This is a genomic window from Microbacterium sorbitolivorans, assembly GCF_003327285.1.
GTDB lineage: Bacteria > Actinomycetota > Actinomycetes > Actinomycetales > Microbacteriaceae > Microbacterium > Microbacterium sorbitolivorans.
Map to the genome: position 1 here is coordinate 1,044,315 of NZ_KZ848473.1, position 17,371 is coordinate 1,061,685.

16 protein-coding genes are annotated in these 17,371 nt (G+C 70.0%); 1 reads left to right on the forward strand and 15 read right to left on the reverse strand.

Going from position 1 to position 17,371, the window contains the following annotated elements; translation table 11 throughout:
- Nucleotides 1–5: 5 nt before the first annotated feature.
- The 14 genes from DTO57_RS05235 to mfd all read right to left on the reverse strand — a co-directional run bounded on the left by DTO57_RS05235 (nucleotide 6) and on the right by mfd (nucleotide 16,263).
- Nucleotides 6–539 carry a DUF501 domain-containing protein gene (locus DTO57_RS05235; protein WP_114117106.1) on the reverse strand — a complete coding sequence of 178 codons (534 nt, stop codon included), beginning with the start codon at nucleotides 537–539 and terminating at the stop codon, nucleotides 6–8.
- Between the two features lie 29 nt (nucleotides 540–568).
- The gene (locus DTO57_RS05240) at nucleotides 569–1,051 is read right to left on the reverse strand and encodes an FtsB family cell division protein (RefSeq protein ID WP_114117107.1); all 483 of its coding nucleotides are present in this window, start codon (nucleotides 1,049–1,051) and stop codon (nucleotides 569–571) included.
- A gap of 32 nt (nucleotides 1,052–1,083) precedes the next feature.
- A complete protein-coding gene (eno, locus tag DTO57_RS05245; protein WP_114117108.1) occupies nucleotides 1,084–2,364 on the reverse strand; it encodes a phosphopyruvate hydratase in 1,281 nt (426 codons plus the stop codon).
- Nucleotides 2,365–2,418: 54 nt separating this feature from the next.
- Nucleotides 2,419–3,561, reverse strand: coding sequence for an N-acetylglucosamine-6-phosphate deacetylase (nagA, locus tag DTO57_RS05250; RefSeq protein WP_114117109.1), 1,143 nt, complete (start codon nucleotides 3,559–3,561; stop codon nucleotides 2,419–2,421).
- A complete protein-coding gene (locus tag DTO57_RS05255; protein ID WP_229730525.1) occupies nucleotides 3,558–4,448 on the reverse strand; it encodes a CPBP family intramembrane glutamic endopeptidase in 891 nt (296 codons plus the stop codon). The genes nagA and DTO57_RS05255 overlap by 4 nt, the downstream gene beginning before the upstream one ends.
- Nucleotides 4,445–5,455, reverse strand: a complete 1,011-nt coding sequence (locus tag DTO57_RS14650; protein ID WP_162785662.1) for a DUF1648 domain-containing protein — start codon at nucleotides 5,453–5,455, stop codon at nucleotides 4,445–4,447. The genes DTO57_RS05255 and DTO57_RS14650 overlap by 4 nt, the downstream gene beginning before the upstream one ends.
- Nucleotides 5,448–5,810, reverse strand: a complete 363-nt coding sequence (locus DTO57_RS05265) for a GntR family transcriptional regulator (protein ID WP_114117112.1) — start codon at nucleotides 5,808–5,810, stop codon at nucleotides 5,448–5,450. The genes DTO57_RS14650 and DTO57_RS05265 overlap by 8 nt, the downstream gene beginning before the upstream one ends.
- Before the next feature lie 141 nt (nucleotides 5,811–5,951).
- On the reverse strand, nucleotides 5,952–7,178 hold the full coding sequence (locus DTO57_RS05270) for an APC family permease (protein ID WP_114117113.1): 1,227 nt from the start codon (nucleotides 7,176–7,178) through the stop codon (nucleotides 5,952–5,954).
- A 223-nt stretch (nucleotides 7,179–7,401) separates the two neighbouring features.
- A complete protein-coding gene (gene hisS / locus DTO57_RS05275; RefSeq protein WP_114117114.1) occupies nucleotides 7,402–8,667 on the reverse strand; it encodes a histidine--tRNA ligase in 1,266 nt (421 codons plus the stop codon).
- A gap of 17 nt (nucleotides 8,668–8,684) precedes the next feature.
- The gene (locus tag DTO57_RS05280; protein WP_114117115.1) at nucleotides 8,685–9,338 is read right to left on the reverse strand and encodes a pentapeptide repeat-containing protein; all 654 of its coding nucleotides are present in this window, start codon (nucleotides 9,336–9,338) and stop codon (nucleotides 8,685–8,687) included.
- Nucleotides 9,339–9,347: 9 nt separating this feature from the next.
- The gene (locus tag DTO57_RS05285) at nucleotides 9,348–10,700 is read right to left on the reverse strand and encodes a heparan-alpha-glucosaminide N-acetyltransferase domain-containing protein (protein ID WP_114117116.1); all 1,353 of its coding nucleotides are present in this window, start codon (nucleotides 10,698–10,700) and stop codon (nucleotides 9,348–9,350) included.
- Between the two features lie 32 nt (nucleotides 10,701–10,732).
- Nucleotides 10,733–11,395, reverse strand: a complete 663-nt coding sequence (locus tag DTO57_RS05290; RefSeq protein WP_114117117.1) for a nucleoside triphosphate pyrophosphohydrolase — start codon at nucleotides 11,393–11,395, stop codon at nucleotides 10,733–10,735.
- Between the two features lie 97 nt (nucleotides 11,396–11,492).
- Nucleotides 11,493–12,620, reverse strand: a complete 1,128-nt coding sequence (locus DTO57_RS05295) for a Na+/H+ antiporter NhaA (RefSeq protein WP_114117118.1) — start codon at nucleotides 12,618–12,620, stop codon at nucleotides 11,493–11,495.
- A 73-nt stretch (nucleotides 12,621–12,693) separates the two neighbouring features.
- Nucleotides 12,694–16,263, reverse strand: coding sequence for a transcription-repair coupling factor (gene mfd, locus DTO57_RS05300; RefSeq protein ID WP_187346591.1), 3,570 nt, complete (start codon nucleotides 16,261–16,263; stop codon nucleotides 12,694–12,696).
- 30 nt (nucleotides 16,264–16,293) lie between these two features.
- On the opposite strand from mfd, the gene DTO57_RS05305 reads away from it, so the two are divergent.
- Nucleotides 16,294–16,773, forward strand: coding sequence for a hypothetical protein (locus tag DTO57_RS05305; protein ID WP_114117119.1), 480 nt, complete (start codon nucleotides 16,294–16,296; stop codon nucleotides 16,771–16,773).
- A gap of 3 nt (nucleotides 16,774–16,776) precedes the next feature.
- On the opposite strand, the gene pth is transcribed toward DTO57_RS05305, so the two are convergent.
- Nucleotides 16,777–17,358 carry an aminoacyl-tRNA hydrolase gene (gene pth / locus DTO57_RS05310; RefSeq protein WP_114117120.1) on the reverse strand — a complete coding sequence of 194 codons (582 nt, stop codon included), beginning with the start codon at nucleotides 17,356–17,358 and terminating at the stop codon, nucleotides 16,777–16,779.
- Nucleotides 17,359–17,371: the final 13 nt, after the last annotated feature.

Sequence of the window (17,371 nt, forward strand, 5' to 3'; positions counted from 1 at the left end):
CATGCTCAGGCCGCGTCGTCGCTCAGGGCGGCGCCGGGCTCGTCGCACTCGCAACGCTCGGGCGACCAGGCGGAACGCTCGAGGGCGAGGTCGCCGATCGGGTTCACGCCGGGGCCCGCCGCGAGGGCGTGGCCGGCGAGGGCGTGCAGGCACTTGACGCGGGTGGGCATGCCGCCCGACGAGATGCCGTCGACCTCGGGCACGTCGCCGAACCGCGCGCGATCGGCGAGGAACGCCTCGTGGGCGGCCCTGTACTGCGCGCGAACCGACTCGTCGGAGTCGAGGAGCTCGGTGAATTCGACCATGACCTGGCCCGCCTCGAGGCGCGACATCTCCGCCGTCGCGGCGGGGTGCGTGAGGTAGTAGAAGGTCGGGAAGGGGGTGCCCTGCGGCAGGCGCGGCGCCGTGGCGACGACCGTCGGGTTACCGCACACGCACCGCGCGGCGATGCCGACGATGCCTCGCGCCTCGCGGCCGAGCTGACTGCTAACGACACGGATCTCAGAGTCGCGTACCGGGGCGAAGGGAGGTGTAGTCACCCTGTGAGGCTACCGGGGTTCCCTGGGATTCACTTTGTCGCGGGGGTCGCCTGCTCGGCGAGTCCCGCCCCGACGACCGAGCGAAGCATGGATCCCATCCAGTCGCTCTCGGTCTCGGAGGCCTCCGGCGCGACGACCGAGGGCTCCTCGTCGTCGCTCACCGGCAGGTCGTCCTGAATCAGGTAGACGATCTCGCCGGGGTTCATGTAAAACAGCCGCTCGCGCGCCTCGCTCTGGATGAAGGCGGGGTCGCGCCACTGGTCGCGCTCGAGCTCGAGCTGCGCGATCTCGTCGTTCGTGAGTTCGACGCCCTGCTGCGCCTGCGCGATCTGCTGGCGCATGTCGACGTAGCTGCTGACGGTCGGCACGAGCACGAGCGCGCCGAACACGACGAGCCCCAGGAGGATCGCCGCGAAGCCCGAAAGCTGGATCCCCCCGAGCCACTCGCGCGTGTTCGCGGCCCGGCGCCTGCGCCGGGTACGCGAAGAGGGAGCCGCAATCTTTCGTGCCATTGCGACTCCCTCTCGTGATGCTTGTGCGCTACTTAGCCCTGGAAACGGGGGTAGGCGCCGCGGCCCGCGAACGTTGCCGCGTCACCGAGCTCCTCTTCAATGCGCAGAAGCTGATTGTACTTCGCGACGCGGTCGCTGCGAGCGGGCGCGCCGGACTTGATCTGACCGCAGTTGACGGCGACCGCGAGGTCGGCGATCGTGACGTCCTCGGTCTCGCCCGAGCGGTGCGACATCATCGCGGTGTAGTTCGCCGACTGAGCCATCGACACGGCGTCGAGGGTCTCGGTCAGGGTACCGATCTGGTTCACCTTGACGAGCAGCGAGTTCGCAACGCCGGCGTCGATACCGCGCTTGAGGCGCTCGGGGTTCGTGACGAACAGGTCGTCGCCAACGAGCTGAACCTTGTTACCGATGCGCTCGGTGAGGGCAGCCCAGCCCTCCCAGTCGTCCTCGGCCAGCGCGTCCTCGATCGTGACGAGCGGGAAGTTCGCGAGGAGCTCCTCGTAGTAGCCCGTGAGCTGCTCCGCGGTCCATTCCTTGCCCTCGAACTTGTAGGTGCCGTCCGAGAAGAACTCGGTCGAGGCCACGTCGAGGCCCACCGCGATGTCCTTACCGGGGGTGAAGCCGGCCTTCTCGATGGCGGCCATCAGGAAGTCGAGCGCGGCGCGGTTGCTGGGCAGGTCGGGGGCGAAGCCACCCTCGTCGCCGAGGCCGGTCGCGTAGCCGCCCTGGAGCAGCTCCTTCTTCAGCACGTGATAGGTCTCGGCGCCCCAGCGCAGCGACTCGGCGAACGAGTCGGCACCGTGGGGAACCAGGAAGAACTCCTGCATGTCGATGCCGTTGTCGGCGTGCTCGCCACCGTTGATGACGTTGAGCGCCGGGACGGGCAGGACGTGCGCGTTCGCGCCACCGACGTAGCGGTAGAGGGGCAGGCCGGCGCTGTCCGCGGCGGCCTTCGCAACGGCGAGGCTCACGCCGAGGATGGCGTTCGCGCCGACGCGCTTCTTGTTCGGGGTGCCGTCGACCTCCATGAGGACCTGGTCGACCAGGCGCTGATCGGCGGCATCGAGGCCCTCGATCGCCGGGCCGAGCTCGTCGATGACGGCCTCAACGGCCTTGGTGACGCCCTTGCCGCCGTAACGGCTCTTGTCACCGTCGCGCAGCTCGTAGGCCTCGAACGCGCCGGTCGAGGCGCCCGAGGGAACGGCCGCACGCTGCACGGTGTCATCGTCGAGGAGAACCTCAACCTCGACGGTGGGGTTACCGCGCGAGTCGAGAATCTCGCGTGCGCCAACTGCTTCGATCTGTGCCACGAATGTGCTCCTTCAGAGGTTGTCATGGGCGGGCCGTGAGACCCTCCACTCAGTCTAAGCGGCTCGGGTGAACAACGCGTTCCCCGCTCCCCACACGCGCGTCACCTCGAGCTGCTCGGTGAGCAGCACGGCGTCGGCCGCGGCCCCCGCCTCGAGGCGCCCGATGTCGCGCCGCCCGATCGCGTCGGCGGGCACGCGCGTGAGGGCGTCGACGGCGTCGACGAGCGACACGCCGCAGACGTCGACGCTCTGCCGCAGGGCCGCGTCGAGCGTGAGGGTGGATCCGGCGATCGCGCCGCCCTCGACGAGGCGGGCCGTGCCGCGCTCGACGCGCACCGCGAGGGATCCGAGAACATAGTCGCCGTCGGCGGCGCCCGCGGCGGCCATCGCGTCGGTGATGAGGGCAACGCGCCCGGGCGCGGCGTCCCACAGCATCTTCGCGACGGCGGGGTGCACGTGCACGCCGTCGTTGATGAGCTCGAGGGTCACGTGATCGCGCGCGAGCGCCGCACCGATGGGGCCCGGCGCACGGTGGTAGATCCCGTCCATCGCGTTGAACGCGTGCGTCAGGAGCGACGCGCCCGCGTCGAACGCGGCGAGCGCCTGCTCGTATCCGGCGGCCGTGTGGCCGACGGCGACGGCGACGCCGGCCTCCACGAGCCGCGGGATCGCCGCCATCGCTCCCGGTTTCTCCGGAGCGAGCGTGATCTGGACGAGCGTGCCGCGGGCGGCCGCGAGGAGGGCGTCGATGTCCTCCGCCTGCGGATCCGCGAGCAGCTCGGGCGCGTGCGCGCCCTTGTGCGCGTGGTCGAGGTACGGCCCCTCGAGGTGCGAACCGAGGATGAGCGGGTTGTCGCTCGCGAGGTCGGCGATAAGCGCCAGCTGCGATCGGAGGTCGGCCTGCGTCGCCGTCACGAGCGAGAGCGCCGTGCGGGTCGTGCCGTGCTCGTGATGCGTCGCCATCGCGTGGGCGATCTGGGCCGCGTCGCCGTCGTAGGAGGCCGTACCGCCGCCGTGCACGTGGATGTCGACAAAACCCGGGGTGAGGACTCCCCCGGCCGCGTCGACGACGTCGGCGTCGGCGGGCCAGCCCGTGCCGGATCCGATCTCGGCGACGCGGTCGCCGTCGAACCTCACCCACGCGTTCTCCGTCACGGTTCCCGAGGTGATGAGGCGCGCGGAGTGGATGACGGTCATGGGGTCGATTGTGCCACGAGCTTCGCGGGGCGGAACTGGCCGCAGAGCGCGAGGATGCCGACGAGGGCGGCGAGCAGGATCCACATGACGATGCCCATCGGGCCCGCGATCTCGGGGCGGTAGGGCGAAGTCGCCGCGAGGACGACCATGATGAGGCCCGCGCTGGCGTTGAGCGAGCCGTGCGCGAAGACGGCGGGCCAGAGCGAGCGGCTGCGCAGCCGCAGCCATCCGAAGAACGCGCCCCACGCGATGCACGCGCCGACCATGAGCAGAACGCCCCACACGTCGGTGCGGCCGTAATTGTGGCCGAGCAGGATGACGGGCGCGTGCCACAGTCCCCACAGCACGCCCGTGATGAGGAGGGTCGGCCAGACGCCGTAGGGGCGCAGCGCCGAGGTGAGCCAGCCGCGCCACGCGAGCTCCTCCCCGAACGCGAGGAAGCCGTTCGGGATGATCGCCGCGACCGGGATCGCGATGAACTGCACCGCCGCGAGCACGTGCGGATCCGGCATGTCCTTCCCTGGGGCCGCGGCCGCGAGCTGCGCCGCGAACCCCGAGAGGTGCTCGATGTCGAGCTCGACGAGGCCGAGGGCAGACACCGCCGCGACACCCGCGATCACGAGGGCGATCGGGCCGAGGAGCCCCAGCACGCACATGCCGACGAATCGGCCGATGGGCACCATGGGCCAGGCGCCGACGAAGCGCCAGAACCCCTTCTGCCGCGTCACGAGCGCAACGATCGCGACGGCGATCGCGGGCGTGAACATCATGAGCGAGACGAGAAGTCCCGCAAGGGCGGCATTTCCCGGATCGAGCCACAGCGGCACAGCGACGAGCCACGCGAGCCCGAGCGCGAGCACCGCGAAGAGGGCGGTTTTGCGAATCACGGGGCCGTTTTCATCGTCCGGCGCAGCAGCGCGACCGCCGTCTCGGCGTCGTCGACCGTGATCGTGAGGTCGCTCTTGCCCTCGCGGCCCACGCGAATCCCCTCGCCCGCGCGCAACACGAGTCCGGTTCCGTTCGCGCCCAGGCGCCAGCCCCAGCCGCCGAACTCGCCCATGGGGCTCACGTCGACGACGGTCGCCGAGGTGATCCGCTCGGCCGGGACGTGGATCCGGGGCCATCCAACCGCGCCGCGGGCCGTGAGGCCCCGCGCGTCGACCCGCACGTCGAAACGCAGCACCGCGAGGGACATCACGGCGACGACGATCATGAGCGCGAGGCATCCCCAAAGCGGCCAGGTGGGACCGTCGGCGCGGCGCATGTCGATAAGGCAGAGCACGAACACGCCGAGCGTCGAGACGCCGAGGAGGAGGCCCATGACCCAGGCGCCGGTGCGCGAGATCTGGGTCGTGCGGATCCATACCGCCTGTTCCGACTCCCCGAGCTCGAGCGGCTCGACCTCGCGCGCGTCGGCGTCCGAGGCCGGCGGCTCGTCGATGAGGAAGTAATAGAGCGCGCCCCAGACGAGCGCGATGACCACGCCGAGGCCCAGGATCCCGTACGCGTTCGGCGCGTCGGTCGCGTCGTCGAGCCCCACCTGCGCGATCACGAGGCCGAGCATCGTGGTGCCGAGGAAGCCCGTCTCGCCGCCGATGATCGCGCCGAGGAAGCGGTACTGCGTGCGCTGCGTGTCGCTCTTGATCTCGAAGACCGCGGCGAGCGCGAGGAGCGCCGTGACGCCGCCGCCGATGCCGAGGGTCATCGCCGGATACGTCCATGCAGGCCCGAAGCCGTCGGCCACGCCCGTCGCGCCCCAGTGGATCGCTACCGTGTCCGGCAGCACGGGCAGGAGCGCCGCCTGCGCGACCGCGATCGCCACAAACACCGCGAGCGGGATCCACAGGCAGAGCCGGAGGAAGGTGCGACGCGCCCTCTGTCGTTGTTCAATCATTGCGTTCTCCCTCTCGGCTTCTGATGAGGCTGACGAGCATGTCGACCGACACCCCGCGCTCGCGCGCCCGCGCCACGAGCGCGGAGATGTCGTCATGCAGCGCGGCCGCGGCGACCGCGGCCTGCGTCACGACGGCCCCGCGCCCCGGGCGCATGTCGACGAGCCCCTCGTCGCGGAGCTCCTGGTATGCGTGGAGCACCGTGTGCGCGTTCACCCCGAGCGACGCCGCGACCTGCTTCGCCGCGGGCAACCGCTCCCCCGGCGCGACGCGCCCCGACGCGATATCGCCCCGGATCGACGTCGCGATCTGCGCGAAGACGGGCTCCTCGCGAGTGGGATCGATGCGGATGAGCATGTAGTTATTCTAGTTGAACTAGAACAATGCGTCTAGGGTTGCGGGCGCGATTCGTCCACTTCCCCCGCAACTCTGCATTTCTCCAACAAGTCAGCCGCTAGCAGCAGATGAGTTGACGGAGAATTGCAGAGTTAGGGAGGCTCACACCGAGCGGCGCTCGAACACGAGGCGGACGGCGCGGATCGCGATGCCGATCGCCACGAGCACGATTCCGCCGAGCACCGACTGCCACGGCAGCATCGCCGCGAGCGCGACGCAGCCGACGGCGCCGACGACCTGGATCCAGCGCGGGTATCGCCGCACGGCGGCCCCCTGACGGAACGCGGCGAGGTTCGCGACGAGGTAGTAGATCAGCACGCCGAAAGAGCTGAAGCCGATCGCCCCGCGCAAATCGGCGACGAGAAGCACGCCGATCACGACGACCGCGACCGCGATCTCGGCGACGAAGGGCACCTGGGTCTTGGGGTGGATCCGCGAAAACACTCCCGGCAGGTCGCCACCGCGCGCCATCGCGAGGCTCGTCCGCCCGATCCCAGCGACGAGCGCGAGCAGCGCGCCGAGTGCGGCGCAGGCCGCGCCGACGCGAACGATCGGTCCGCCCCAGCTCCACGGCGATGCGGCGACGACGTCGGCGAGCGGGGCCGTGGATCCGTCGCCGCCGACCGCGCGCAGCGTCACGAGCGCGAGCAGGACGTAGACGACGAGTGCGCCGGCAAAGGATCCGAGAATCGCGCGCGGGATCGTGCGTGCCGGGTCACGGACCTCTTCGCCCATCGTCGCGATGCGCGCGTAACCCGCGAAGGCGAAGAACAGCAGCCCCGCGGCCTGCAGCACGCCGTACCAGCCCTGGCCGACGAGTGGATCGCTCACGGCGGGGGCCGCAAAGCCCGCCGCCACGACGAAGACCAGCACCACGAGAACGATGACGACGAGGATCTTGGTCGCGAGCGCCGTGCGCGTGACGCCCAAGAGGTTCACGGTCGTGAGAGCCACGATCGCCGCGATCGCGACGGGCTTCTCATACCCCGGGGCGACGTACGCCGCGAAGGTCATCGCCATGGCGGCGCAGCTCGCGAGCTTGCCGATGATGAAGCACCATCCGGCGAGGTATCCCCACCAGGCTCCGAGCTCGGCATTTCCGTAGGCGTAGGATCCGCCGGCGACCGGATGTACCGCGGCGAGCTGAGCCGACGACGTCGCGTTGCAGAACGCGACGACGGCGGCGAGCGCGAGCGACACGAGGATCCAGGATCCCGCGGCATCGATCGCCGGCCGCCAGACGGCGAAGGCGCCGGCGCCGATCATGGATCCGAGGCCGATCGCGATGGCGTCGCCGAGCCCGAGCCTGCGGGCAAGACCAGTCGTCATGCTTCGCGAGCGTAGCGGGCCGCGGTCTCCCCGCCGGGCGCGCCGCACCGTCGTTCATCGATCGTTCGCCTTGCGGCGTGGATCGGGTCGCGATCGGCCGGTCGAGTGGCCGCAATTCAGCCACTTCCCCACGCCTCATCAACTCTCCGACAAATCTGCCAACGACAACGGAAGAGTTGTCGGAGAGTTGATGAATTGGAGCCGCGCGGAGGGCAGCGCCAGCTCAGCCGAGGGGCTTGAGCTCGATCTCGTCCTGGCCCGCGGCGACCGACGCGAACGAGGTGTATCCGTCGGCCTCCGCGCGCTCGAGCACGCTCTTGAGGTTGCGGGGACGGCGTTCAAGGCGCACGCGCGCGCCTTCGGCGACGAGGCGCGCCTTGTGGGCGAGGAGCTCCGCAACCGGCACGTCCTTGTCGTGCACGAGCACGATCGAACGGGATCCCTCGGCCTCGGCGAGCGAGACGAGGTCGACGATGCGCTCGAAGCCGATCGAGAAGCCGACGGCGGGAACGTCCTGACCGAGGAATCGGCCGACCATGCCGTCGTAGCGTCCGCCACCACCCAGCGAGTACGACACATCGGGGTGCGCGATCTCGAAGATCGTGCCGGTGTAGTAGCCCATGCCGCGCACGAGGAACGGGTCGAACACGAGCGGGGCGTCGCCGCGCGCGGCCGAGACCGCCTCGCCGACGCCCGTGAGGTGGTCGACGATCTCGTCCGGGATCCCCTCCGGGAGGAGGGCGCGGATCTGCTCGGCCCCGAAGGATCCGGTCGGCTCGGCGAGCCCACGCAGGAACGCCTCGAACGCGTCGACCGAGGCCGCCTCCGCGCCGCGGTCGCGGAGCTCGGCGGCGACGCCCGACGGCCCGATCTTGTCGAGCTTGTCGATCGTGATGAGCACGCCGGGGCGCTCGTCGGCCGGGAAGCCGAAGACGTCGAGCATGGCGTCGAGCGCGCGGCGGTCGTTGATGCGCACGCTCGCGCCGGACAGGCCCAGCGCGTCGAGCGCGTCGAGTGTCGCCGAGATGAGCTCGGCCTCTGCGCGGCTCGTGGCGTCGCCCATGATGTCGATGTCGCACTGCACGAACTGGCGGTAGCGGCCCTTCTGCGGGCGCTCGGCCCGCCACACGGGCGCGATCTGCACGGCGCGGAACACCGTCGGCAGCTCGGCGCGGTGCGAGGCGTAGAAGCGCGACAGCGGCACGGTCAGGTCGTAGCGCAGGCCGAGGTCGGCGAGGTCGGCCGCGTCCTCGGTCGACGCGAGCGTCTCGGCGGTGATGCCGCGCTTCATGATGTTGAAGGCGAGCTTCTCGTTGTCGCCGCCGACGCCGGCATGCAGTCGGTCGTACTCTTCCATGACGGGCGTTTCGATCTCGTCGAAGCCATGGGCGCGGTAGCGCTCACGGATGACGGCGAGCACGCGCTCACGACGGGCCTTGTCAGCGGGGAGGAAGTCGCGCATTCCGCGCGGCGGGTTCACGGTTGCCATAGGAGACCTATTATCCCCTACCGCACGTCAATGCCCGCGGCGACCGCGAAGGCGGGCGCGAGCACGCGCACCTGCTCCTCCGTGAGGGTCGCGCCGCGAAGGGCCAGCGGATCCAGGTACGAGACCGCGTCGAGCCCCCGAAGATCGAGGTCGGTCGCGCGCATCCCGCGCGGATCCACCTCGTCGGCGCGGGATCCGTCGAACGCGACCCGCGTCGCGCGGGCGCGCGGGAGGTCGATCGTCCCGATCGTGCAATCGGCGATCAGGACGTCCTCGAGCTCGGCGGCGGCGAGCCGCAGGTAGTCGATGCGGAGGCCGCGCAGCTCGAGCTCTGAGACGCGGGCGTCCGCGAGGTCGAGGGTGGCGATCCGGCCGCCATGGATCCGCACCCGCCGCAGCGACGCGTCGCGCGCGATCACCTCGACGGCGCGGATGTCGTCGATGTCGACGTCGACGAGCGTCGCGCCGCGGAGCGCGAGCGAGTCGACGTCGGCGCCGGGGATCCGTACCTCCTCGAGCGTCGCGTACGACAGCTCGACCTCACCCGCGAGATTCGGCAGCCGCCTCTGGATGAGGTCGCCGCCGCGCGAGGGCTCGGCGTCGTCGAGGTGGTTCGGCAGGTCGGGTGCGCCGACGCGCGGCGCGACGGGTCGTTTTACTGCTCGGGCCATGCGCAGATCCTACGCGGCCGGGATACGCGTCGCGGCCGGAGCGAGCCGTGCCGCGGCCCAGGCGGTCAGGCGCTCGAGCGGGCCGCGGCCCACCAGGATCGCCCACGCCGAGCACGCGATCAGCAGGCCCACGGCGAGGAACGGGTACAGCCATGCGGGCTGGTCCCAGCCGCCGGGGCCGATGACGATCCAGATCGCGACGATGTGCGCCGAGTATGCCGTGAGCGGCATGGATCCGACGGCGGCGAGCGGCAGGAGCGCGTAGCGGAGGCTGTCGCCCGTGAGGACGAGCAGCGCGATGATCGCGATCGCGAGTCCGCCGGATCCGAGGATCTCCATCGTGCCGCCCGTGTGCGGACCGCTCGAAAAGAACGCCGTCGCGACGGCGCCAGGGATGTCGGCGGCGGCGATCATGTCGCCGACGCCGGCCCAGCCGCTCTCGTCGACGAACGGCTCCTCGATAAACGAATCCTCGATCGAGGGCTCCTCGTACGTGCCGGTGTACATCACGTCATCGGAGTAGCAGACGAGCGTTCCATCGCCGTAGTCCTCGCACGTCTTGCCCGCGAGGTCGGCCTCCTCGCCGGGGATCGACTCGTACGACGGCATCGACGAGGAGGACGAGTACGCCGACACGTACGACGAGTCGCTGCCGCCCCAGGCGCTTCCCGCGGTGTAACCGACGACGCTGAGCGCGACGCCCACCGCGAGGGCGAGCGCCGCGGTCTTCCGCCGCGTGATGTCGAGGCGCCCGAGGGCGAGGCCCGCGAGCATGAGCGCCGTCCACGGCACGATCGAGTACGTGCCCTCGAGGATGAACGAGATGCCCGCGCCCGATGCCGACGGTGAGAGGGCGATGAGGGTCGCGGCGACCGCTGGCCCCGCGACCGCCATCGCTGCCGCCCAGACGACCAGCGCATAGGCGCGCATCCCGATGAACATGACCGCAACGGCATATACGGCGCCGTAGAAGGTGAGGATCACCGCGATGTTGGTGCCCAGCAGCTCCAGCACGAGGCCGATCGCGAAGATCACGAGCCCGCGCGCGACGAGCCGCAGGCGATGCGTCGCGAGCTCCGCGCCGGTCGGGATCCGGCTCCGCCCCGTCATCAACGCGATCGAGACGCCCGCGAGCACCGCAAACAGGATCGACGAGCGCCCGGAGACGAGCTCGACCCAGGTCGACGGATCCGACCACCGGATCTCGCCGGGGAGAGCGACGGTATGGGCCGCGGCCATGCCGAGAACAGCGAGACCTCGGGCGATATCGAGCCCGACGATGCGCGGGGCCATACCAAAGGCGCGCAGTCGCGAAGACGGGGTTGCAGGGGTTACTTCGGTGCTCGGGGTGAGCGTCGCCATCGGTGACTTTCTGGTGGTGACGGTATTCGGTGTTACTCGGCGTCGCGGATGTCGTCCGCGAGCGTGCGGATCCGGCCGCGGAGCGCGCGCTCGGCGTCCCAACCGCGGGCCCGCGCGAGCGCGACGAGCCCCAGGAGGGTCTCGCCGAGGTCTTCCTCGGAGGCGGGCAGGAGCTCTTCGCCGTCTTCGGCCTCGATGACCTCGACGGCGCGAATTTCTTCGACGTACCCGAGGCCGACGCCGACTTGCTCGCCCTTGCCGAGCACCTTCTGGGCGAGGGCGAGGGCCGGCATGGCCTTCGGCACGCCGTCGAGCACCGAGGTGCGCGAGCGCTTCTCCTCGGCCTTCGCGGCGTTCCACAGCTCGATCACGCGCTCGGGCGTCTCGGCGGTCTCCGCCGCGAACACGTGCGGGTGGCGGTGGATCATCTTGGCCGCGAGGTCGCCCGCGACGTCGTCGATCGTGAACGACTCGGCGACGGCGGCGTGGAGCAGCACCTGCCACAGCAGGTCGCCGAGTTCCTCGCGCAGCTCAGGGGCGGATCCGGATTCGATCGCGTCGATCACCTCGGCGGATTCCTCCGTGAGGTATGGCGCGAGCTGCCGGTGGGTGAGGGCCTTCGACCACACGCACTCGGCGTGCACCTGCTCGGCCACCTCGGCCGCGCGGCGCAGCCCGTCGTAAGTCTCGCTCATGACTCCACTCTGCCAGCAACTCTGCAATTCTCCGCGCGGTCATCTGCGAACAGCAGATGACCGCGCGGAGAATTGCCGCACAGGGGGTAGTGGAGAATTACGCCGCGAGCCGGCGGTGGTGGCGGGCGCGCAGCGGCACGAGGATGGCCGACAGGATCAGCGACACGAGCGACCCGAGCAGCACACCGAGCACCGCCTCGTCGGCGACGACGTGATCGGCGTACGCCAGGCGCGACAGCAGGAGCGACACGGTGAAGCCGATGCCTCCGAGCGCGGCGGCCGGGATGATGTCGGCGAAGGGCAGACGATCGCCCTTGCCGACGAACTGCGCGAGCCAGCCGAACAGGCTGATGCCGATCAGCTTGCCCGCGGGAAGGGCGACGAGGATGCCCCACAGGGCGGGCGAGATCTCGTCGAGCGCGACCTGCGGGATCACGACGAGTGCCGAGAAGAAGGCGAAGATCGGCAGGATCAGGCCGTTGATCCACGGCTCGAGCGCGTGGCGGGCCCGCATGCCCTCGTCCTGGCGGATGACGAGACCGAGCATCACGCCCGCGATCGTCGCGTGAATGCCCGACTGGAAGATGAAGACCCACGCCGCGAGCGCGGCCACGATCATGAGCGACACGACGAGCGCTGTGTTCGCGCGGGCGCGGAAGCGACTGAGGATCGCGAAGGCGACGACGCAGGCGAGGCCCGCGAGCATCATGCCGAAATCGAGGTCGGTCGCAAAAAGCACCGCGATGAAGACGATGCCGACGATGTCGTCGATGATCGCGAGCGCGAGCAGGAACACGCGCACGCCCTTCGGCAGCCCCTTCCCGAACATCGCGAGCACGCCGAGGGCGAAGGCGATGTCGGTCGCGGTCGGAATCGGCCAGCCGGAGGCGGTGTCGCCGCGCCCCGCGATGAGCAGGAAGACGATGATCGGCACGATCACGCCGCCGGCCGCCGCGATCGCGGGGCGCACGGCCTTGCTCAGGCTGTTGAGCTGACCGCGCGTCATCTCGAACTGCAGCTCGACGGCGACCCCGAAGAAAAAGATTGCGAGCAGGAAGTCGGCGACCCAGTGCGAGAGCGACAGCTCGAGACCGGGCACCCCGATCTCGGTGTGGCTCCAGTGGATCACCGATTCGCCGAAAGGCAAGTTCGCGAGGATGAGACCCAGCGCGGCAGCACCGAGGAGGAGAAAGGCGGGAAATCGTTCCGAGCGAAGCAGCTTCATGTGTCCGTTCCAGGTTGCACTCTGACGCGAATCAGCGGATCCGCGTCGCCGACCAGACTTCCCGGCACACCACCTACGACTCTACCTTGGGCAGGGGGAACAGCGCATCGAGCAGCTGGCGCACCCATGCCACGACGTCAATGCCTTCGGCGGTTGGCATCGGCACGACGAGGGCGTCACCGTTCGCGAGGATCTTCGCGCCCGGGTACAGCCGCTTAAGCCGTACCTGCATCGAATCGGCGAGATGCGCGGGGGCGACACGGAGGTTCTTACCCATCGCTACGACGTCGGCGAGCTGCGACTGCGCCGCACGCCGGCGAAGCCGCGCGACCTCAACGAGCCCGGCGACCTCCGCCGGCGGTTCGCCGTAGCGGTCGGAAAGCTCCTCGACCACGAGGTCGATCGCGTCGTCGGCCGCCGAGGCCGTCGCCGCGGCCGACAGCTTCTGGTAGGCCTCGAGGCGCAGGCGCTCGCTGTCGATGTAGTCATCGGGGATCCGCGCCTCGACGGGCAGCTCGAGCCGCAGCTCGACGGGCCCATCGGTGCTCTCGCCACGGAACTCGCTCACGGCCTCGCCGATCATGCGCAGGTAGAGGTCGAAGCCAACGCCGGCGATGTGGCCCGCCTGCTCGGCGCCCAGCAGGTTACCGGCGCCACGGATCTCGAGGTCCTTCATCGCGACCTGGATCCCGGATCCGAGATCGTTGTGGACGGCGATCGTCTCGAGGCGGTCGGCGGCCGTCTCCGACAGCGGCTTGCCCTCCTCGTAAACGAAGTAGGCGTACGCGCGCTCGCGCCCGCGTCCGACGCGGCCGCGCAGTTGGTGCAGCTGGGCGAGGCCGTACTTGTCGGCGCGGTCAATGATGATCGTGTTCGCGTTGGCGATGTCGATGCCGGTCTCGATGATCGTCGTGCAGACGAGCACGTCGTACTTGCGCTCCCAGAAGTCGTCGACGACCTGCTCGAGCTGGTTCTCGCTCATCTTGCCGTGCGCGACGGCGATGCGGGCCTCGGGCACGAGCTCGGCGAGGTGCGAGGCGACCTTCTGGATGCTGGTCACGCGGTTGTGCACGAAGAACACCTGGCCCTCGCGCAGCAGCTCGCGGCGGATCGCGGCCGCGATCTGCTTGTCGTTCGAGGGACCGACGTACGACAGGATCGGATGGCGTTCCTCCGGCGGCGTCGCGAGCGTCGACATCTCGCGGATGCCTGTGACGGCCATCTCGAGCGTGCGCGGGATCGGCGTCGCGCTCATCGCGAGGATGTCGACGTTGGTCTTGAGCTTCTTCAGCGCGTCCTTGTGCTCGACGCCGAAGCGTTGCTCCTCGTCGATGATCATGAGCCCGAGGTCCTTAAAGACGACGCCCTGCGTCAGGATCCGGTGGGTTCCGATCACCATGTCGACGGTGCCGTCGGCGAGGCCCTGCACCGTGTCGCGCGCCTGCTTGTCGGTCTGGAAGCGGCTGAGGGCGCGGACGTTGACCGGGAATCCGGCGAAGCGGTCGGCGAACGTCTCGAGGTGCTGCTTCACGAGCAGCGTCGTCGGCACGAGCATCGCGACCTGCTTGCCGTCCTGGATCGCCTTGAACGCGGCGCGCACCGCGACCTCGGTCTTGCCGAAGCCGACGTCGCCGGAGAGCAGACGGTCCATCGGGATGTCGCGCTCCATGTCGCGCTTGATCTCGTCGATCGTCTGCAGCTGGTCGGCGGTCTCGGCGAACGGGAACGCCTCCTCGAGCTCGCGCTGCCACGGGGTATCGGGCCCGAACGCGTAGCCGCGCGACGCCATGCGCGCCGAGTAGAGCTTCACGAGTTCGACGGCGATATCGCGCACCGCCTTGCGCGCCTTGCTCTTCGCCTGCGACCAGTCGGATCCGCCCATCTTCGACAGCTGGGGGTTCTCGCCGCCGACGTACTTCGAGAGCAGGTCGAGCTGGTCGGTCGGCACGAGTAGCTTGTCGCCCGGGCGGCCGCGCTTGCTCGGCGCGTACTCGAGCACGACGTAGTCGCGCGTCGACTTCACGCCGCCCGTCGCGATCTCGCGCTGCTGCATCTCGACGAAGCGGCCGATGCCGTGGGTCGCGTGCACGACGGGGTCACCGGGCTTGAGCTGCAGCGGATCCACGACGTTGCGGCGGCGCGACGCGAGCCGCTTCGGGCCCTGGGATCCGCTGGTCGCGGCGCGGCCGTAGAACTCGGCCTCCGTGAGCACGGCGAGCTTCGCCTCCGCCGAGGCGAAGCCGCTCTCGACCTCGGCACGCACGAGGCTCACGACGCCGGGCTCGGGCGCCTCGGTGAGGGTGTCGACGATGCGGGCGGCGATGCCGCGATCCGAGAGCACGTCGCGGGCGCGGTCGACGAGGCCGGCGCCCGGGGCCGCCAGCACGACGGCCCAGCGGTCGGCGATGAGGGTCGCGACGTGGTCGACCGCGCCCTCGACGTTGCCCTGGAACGACGCGATCGCATCGGCATTAACGCGCTTCGTGAGGCCGTGCTGCATCAGCACCTCAAAGTCGTCGGTCTCGGCCGCGATCTCGGCGAGGCCGGAGTTGAAGGGGCTGAGGCTCAGCCACACTCCCCCGGCGTCGCGCACCTGCTCGTGCAGGTCTTCGAGCGTGAGGAAGCCACCCGATGCCAGGTCGACGGGCGCCTGCCCGCCGGCCGTCGCGGCGCTCCACGCGGCCTCGAGGAACTCGGCGTTCGTGTCTTTGAGGCTCGCAGCGCGGGTCACGGCGCGCTCCGGATCCACGAGGAAGGTCGCGACCCCCTCGGGCAGGCACGCGACGAGAGACTCGAGCGGGCCGGCCACGAGGTTCGAGAGCGACTCCATGCCCTCGGCGGGGATCCCCTCGGCCATCTTCTCGAGCATCTGGGCGATGCCGGGGTATTCGTGCTGGAGTTCGCGGGCGCGCTGGCGCACCTCGGGCGTCAGCAGCAGCTCGCGGCTGGCCGTCAGCTCGACGCCGCGGACCTCGCCCGGTACCGAGCGCTGGTCGGAGACCGAGAACTCGCGAATCTCGTCGACCTCGTCGCCGAAGAACTCCACGCGCACGGGGTGGGCGGCCGTCGGCGGGAACACGTCAAGGATGCCGCCGCGCACGGCGAAGTCGCCGCGCCTCGAGACCATGTCGACGCGGTGATAGGCGAGCTCGACGAGGCGCTCGATGACCTCTTCAAGCCACAGGTTCTTGCCGCCGACCGTCAGCGAGATCGGCTCGGCGTCGCCGAGGCCGCGCACCATCGGCTGAATCGCGGCGCGGATCGACGTCACCACGATGAGCGGGTGCTTGCCGTCCCACGTCGCGATCGCGCGGAGCGTCTCGAGGCGGCGCCCCACGGTCTCGGGGCTCGGGCTCAGCCGCTCGTGGGGCAGCGTCTCCCACGCGGGAAGGTCGCGGACCTCCGCGTCCGGCAGGATCGCGCGGAGCGCGGATCCGAGCGCCTCGGAGCGCCTGCTCGTCGGCGCGATCGCGAGGGCGACGGCCGGGGCGCCCGCCGCGCGCCTGCGCTCGAGGAAGGCCGCGATCGCGGGCGCATCGAGGCCATCAACGAGCGAAAGATCGACGTCGCTGGACGACGGTGCACTCGCCTCCCGGAACGACTCGGACGTGTCGAGGGCGTGCAGGATCCCGGAAAGACTCACAAACCCCAGTCTACGGATACTGTGGTCGGTATGAGCTACCCGGTTTATCCGCAGCCCGCCCCTCCGACCGTCCCGGTCCGCCCCGCCGGCCCCGGCAAGCCGACCATCGGCATCGTCGCCTTTATCGCGTCGGTCTCGGCGTTCGTGATCGGCGGCGTCGGCATCTGGCTGTCGGGTTTCATGATCGGGCGGCTCGTCCGCGCAACCGAGATCCCCGAGATCGTGTCCGGCCTCCAGGACGACGCGTGGGTGCTCGCTCAGGAGCAGGCCCTCCAGGCTATCGACCGCTCCATCGGCGCCTTCGTGGTGCTCATCACCGCGTGGGTCCTGCACATGGCCCTCGCCGCGTGGGGCCTCATTCAGGGCATCGTCGCGACCGCGATGAACCGCGGCCGCGCGTGGGGAATCATCGCGATCGTAATCGCGCTCCTCAGCTGGACCGTGCTCGCCTGGTTCACGCAGGAGGCGATACTGTCGGGCATCATGGGCAACATTCCCTTTATGGGTTAGCCGCTAGCGAGGCGCGTGCACCTTCTGCTGCGCCGCCGTGAGCCCCTCGGAGACGATCAGCTCGACGGCCTCCGCCGCGTCCGAGACGAGGATCGGCAGCGTCTTGCGCTCGGTCGCCGAAAACTCCCCGAGCACCCAGTCGGCCGGATCCTGTCGGCCCGGAGGGCGGCCGATCCCGACCCGCACGCGGGCGAAGTCGGGCGTATCGAGCGCCTTCGCGATGTCGCGGATACCGTTGTGGCCGCCGTGCCCGCCGCCCGTTTTGAGCTTCAGCGCGTCGAACGGAATGTCGAGCTCGTCGTGGACCACGATGACGTGGTCGGGAGCGACCGAGTAGAACTTGGCGAGCGCCGACGCGGGGCCGCCCGAGGTGTTCATGAAGCCGTTCGACTTCGCCAGCACGAGCTTCGGCCCGCCGGGGCGCAGCCAGGTCTCGACGACGCGGGCGCCCGCCTTGTGCTGCTTCCAGGCCTCGCCGCGGCCGGATGCGAGGTCGTCGACGACCATCTGCCCGACGTTGTGGCGGGTGCGCTCGTAGCGCGGCCCGGGGTTTCCCAGGCCAATAACTAGCCAGGTATCGGCCATGTTGTCCTCCAGA